General features: G+C 68.5%; 4 protein-coding genes and 1 pseudogene. All 5 read left to right on the plus strand.

What is annotated here, in order from left to right; translation table 11 throughout:
• Nucleotides 1-210: pseudogene (locus tag QZW52_RS19120) on the plus strand (3-hydroxybenzoate 6-monooxygenase); the annotation flags it as partial.
• A gap of 16 nt (nt 211-226) precedes the next feature.
• Nucleotides 227-1,285 (plus strand): cupin domain-containing protein, encoded by a 1,059-nt coding sequence (locus tag QZW52_RS19125; protein WP_294001716.1) that lies wholly within the window; start codon nt 227-229, stop codon nt 1,283-1,285.
• Between the two features lie 45 nt (nt 1,286-1,330).
• Nucleotides 1,331-2,032: a fumarylacetoacetate hydrolase family protein gene (locus tag QZW52_RS19130; protein WP_294001717.1), complete on the plus strand. Its 702-nt coding sequence runs from the start codon at nt 1,331-1,333 to the stop codon at nt 2,030-2,032.
• A 13-nt stretch (nt 2,033-2,045) separates the two neighbouring features.
• Nucleotides 2,046-2,687, plus strand: coding sequence for a maleylacetoacetate isomerase (gene maiA / locus QZW52_RS19135; RefSeq protein ID WP_294001719.1), 642 nt, complete (start codon nt 2,046-2,048; stop codon nt 2,685-2,687).
• Between the two features lie 33 nt (nt 2,688-2,720).
• Nucleotides 2,721-3,274 (plus strand): Bug family tripartite tricarboxylate transporter substrate binding protein (locus QZW52_RS19140; protein ID WP_294001720.1); only part of this gene is annotated, 554 nt, incomplete at its 3' end.

Raw genomic sequence — 3,274 nt, forward strand, 5'->3', positions numbered from 1 at the left:
CTCGACCTCTACCAGCGCGCCCGCGTGGCCCGCACCGCCCGCATCGTGCTGTCGTCGCGCGAAATGGGCCGCATCTACCACGCCAAGGGCGTCGAGCGGCTGGTGCGCAACGACCTGTGGCGCGGTCGGTCGGCTGAACGTTTTTATGACGCGATGGAGTGGCTGTACGGCTGGAATGTCGGCAACTGCCTTGATGCTGCCAAACGCTGAAACCAAGGAGAACGACATGGAAGACGCTCAACTCGCCCGCCTCGAAGACCTGCCGCCCGCCTACGTGCAGGCGCTGCGGGACCAGAACCTCGTGCCGCTGTGGCCGAGCCTGCGCGGCGTGCTGCCCCCGAAGATCCCGACCCGCCAGACGCAGCCCACGCACTGGGCCTACGCCGCCATCAAGCCGCTGCTGCTGCAGGCGGGCGAGCTGACGCCGATCGAGAAGGCCGAGCGGCGCGTGCTGGTCCTGGCCAACCCCGGCCACACGCTGGAGAAGATGCAGGCCAGCAGCGCGATGTACCTCGGGATGCAGTTGCTGCTGCCCGGCGAATGGGCGCCGTCGCACCGCCACACGCCGAACGCGGTGCGCATGGTGGTCGAGGGGGAGGGCGCCTGGACAACGGTGGACGGCGAACGCTGCCCGATGTCGCGTGGCGACCTGATCCTGACGCCTACCGGGCTGTGGCACGAACACGGCCATGACGGCACCGAGCCGGTGATCTGGCTCGACGTGCTGGACCTGCCGCTGGCCTACTACCTGGAGGTCAGCTACCACCTCAACGGCGGGCGGCAGGAGACCAAGCCGGGCCGTGGCGACAACACCTACCGACGCGCCGGGATCACGCCCAGCACCGTGTTCGGCCGCAGCGGCAAGCGGTATCCGATGCTGCGTTATCCCTGGGTGGACACCCGCGCCGCGCTGATTGCCCTGTCCGACGACCAGCCCGCGCTCGACGACGTGCAGATCACCTACGTCAACCCCGAGACCGGTGACGACGCGGAAAACATCCTCGGCTTCTACGCCCAGATGCTGCGCCCCGGCCAGACGCTGACGCTGCCGGCCCGCTCGCCAGCCTGCGTGTTCCACCTGATCGAAGGCGGCGCGGGGGTCGAAGTCGCCGTGCAGACCGACACGCCGCGCACCTTCACCCTGCTGGAGGCCGACACCTGCTGCGCACCCGGCTACACGGGCGTGACGCTGCGCAACCTGTCCGCCGACCAACCTGCCTTCCTCTTCATGGCCGACGAATCGCCGCTGCACCGCAAGCTCGGTGTCTACGAAGTCCGCGCCTGAATCCCTCCTGACCACTGAATACCAAGCTACCAAGCACTGAACACCATGACCAACTACCTCTGGAACCCGCCCGCCGTCCAATCGCTGCCCATCCGTGGCTCGGACGCCCGCCTGCCGATCAACCGCATCTTCTGCGTCGGCCGCAACTACCACGCCCACGCCATCGAGATGGGCCGCCCGGTGGACAAGTCGGTCGAGCGCGCCTTCTACTTCACCAAGTCGCCGCAGACGCTGGTGGACAGCGGCGCGACCGTCGCCTACCCGCCCGGCACGTCGAACTACCACTACGAGATGGAACTCGTGCTCGTCGTCGGCAAGGCGGGTTTCCGCGTCGCCGCCGAGGACGCGCATGAGCTGGTCTACGGCTACGCCTGCGGGCTGGACATGACGCGCCGCGACCTGCAGCTCGTCGCCCGCGACAAGGGCCGGCCGTGGGATCTGGGCAAGGACATCGAACAAGGCTCGGTCTGCAGCGAAGTCGTGCCGATGCCGGGTGTCGTGATCGAGTCGGGCGAGATCGCCTTGCAGGTCAACGGTGTCACCAAGCAGCACTCCGACGTGGACAAGCTGATCTGGAACATCCGCGAAATCCTCGCCGACCTGTCGCTGTTCTATCACCTCGAACCCGGTGACCTGATCTACACCGGCACCCCGGAAGGCGTCGGCGCGGTCGTGGCCGGGGACCGCATCACCGGGCAGGTGGCGGGCGTGGGCGAGGTGGCGCTGACCATCGGCGCTGCCGAGTGACGGGAGCGGTCGGGTGAAGCTCTACAACTTTTTCCGCAGCGGCACCTCGCACCGCCTGCGCATCGCCCTGAACCTGAAGGGGCTGGACGCCGAGTACGTCGCCGTCGATCTGCGCACCGAGGCGCACCTGAAGGCCGAGTTCAAGGCGCTCAACCCGCAAGGGCTGGTGCCGGCGCTGGTGCTCGACGACGACACCGTGCTGACCCAGTCGCCCGCGATCATCGAGTGGCTGGAAGAGCGTTACCCGACGCCGGCGCTGCTGCCGACCGGCGCCGAAGCGCGGGCGCGTGTGCGGGCACTGGCGGCGATCGTCGGCTGCGACATCCACCCGGTGAACAACCGGCGCATCCTCGAAGCCCTGCGTCACCGCTTCGGCGCGGACGATGCGGCGATCAACGCCTGGTGCGGCACCTGGATCGCGGACGGCTTCGACGCGATCGAGGCGCTGCTGGCGGCGGACACGGCGCGGGGCGATTTCTGCTTCGGCGGCGCGCCGACGCTGGCGGATGTCTACCTCGTGCCGCAGGTCGAAGGTGCGCGGCGCTTCAAGGTCGATCTGTCGCGTTGGCCCTGCATCGCGGCGGTCGAGGCCGCTTGCATGACACTGGAAGCCTTCCAGCGCGCCGCGCCTTCACGCCAGCCGGACGCTGGCTGATTCCGGCACCCCCCATTCCGAGGAGACAAACCCATGCAACGCAAGACCTTCCTGGCCGCCCTGATCGGTGCCGCCACCTTCGCTCACCTGCCCGCAGTGGCACAGTCCGCCGCCGATTTCCCGAACAAGCCGGTGTCGCTGTTCACCGCCTTCGCTCCCGGCAGCGGCCCGGACGCCACGCTGCGCCTCGTCGCCGAGAAGCTCGGCAAGCTCTGGAACCAGCGCGTCATGGTCGAAAACCGCCCCGGCGGCGGCGGCTTCATCGCGATGGACACCGTCAAGCGCGCTGCGCCGGACGGCTACTCGCTGCTGCAACTCGACAGCGACCACCTCGCCGCCGTGCCGCACCTCTACAAGCAGCGCGGCGTGGACGCGGTGAAGCACTTCGAGCCGGTGGCGTCGATCTTCCGCACCACCTTCCTGGTGGCGGTGGGGTCCGAGTCGAAGTGGAAGAACATGGGGGATCTGATCGCCGCGGCCAAGGCCGAGCCGGGCAAGGTCACCTACGGTTCGTGGGGTGTCGGCAGCCCTGGCCACCTCGGCGCCGAGTTGCTGGAGGAGTTGACCGGCATCCGCATGCAGCACGT

The organism is Sphaerotilus sp., assembly GCF_013299175.1.
Lineage (GTDB): Bacteria > Pseudomonadota > Gammaproteobacteria > Burkholderiales > Burkholderiaceae_C > Sphaerotilus.

Excerpts from the sequence above, each read along its gene's own strand:
- QZW52_RS19125 (WP_294001716.1), top strand. The coding sequence starts at position 227 with ATGGAAGACGCTCAACTCGCCCGCCTCGAAGACCTGCCGCCCGCCTAC.
- QZW52_RS19130 (WP_294001717.1), top strand. The coding sequence starts at position 1,331 with ATGACCAACTACCTCTGGAACCCGCCCGCCGTCCAATCGCTGCCCATC.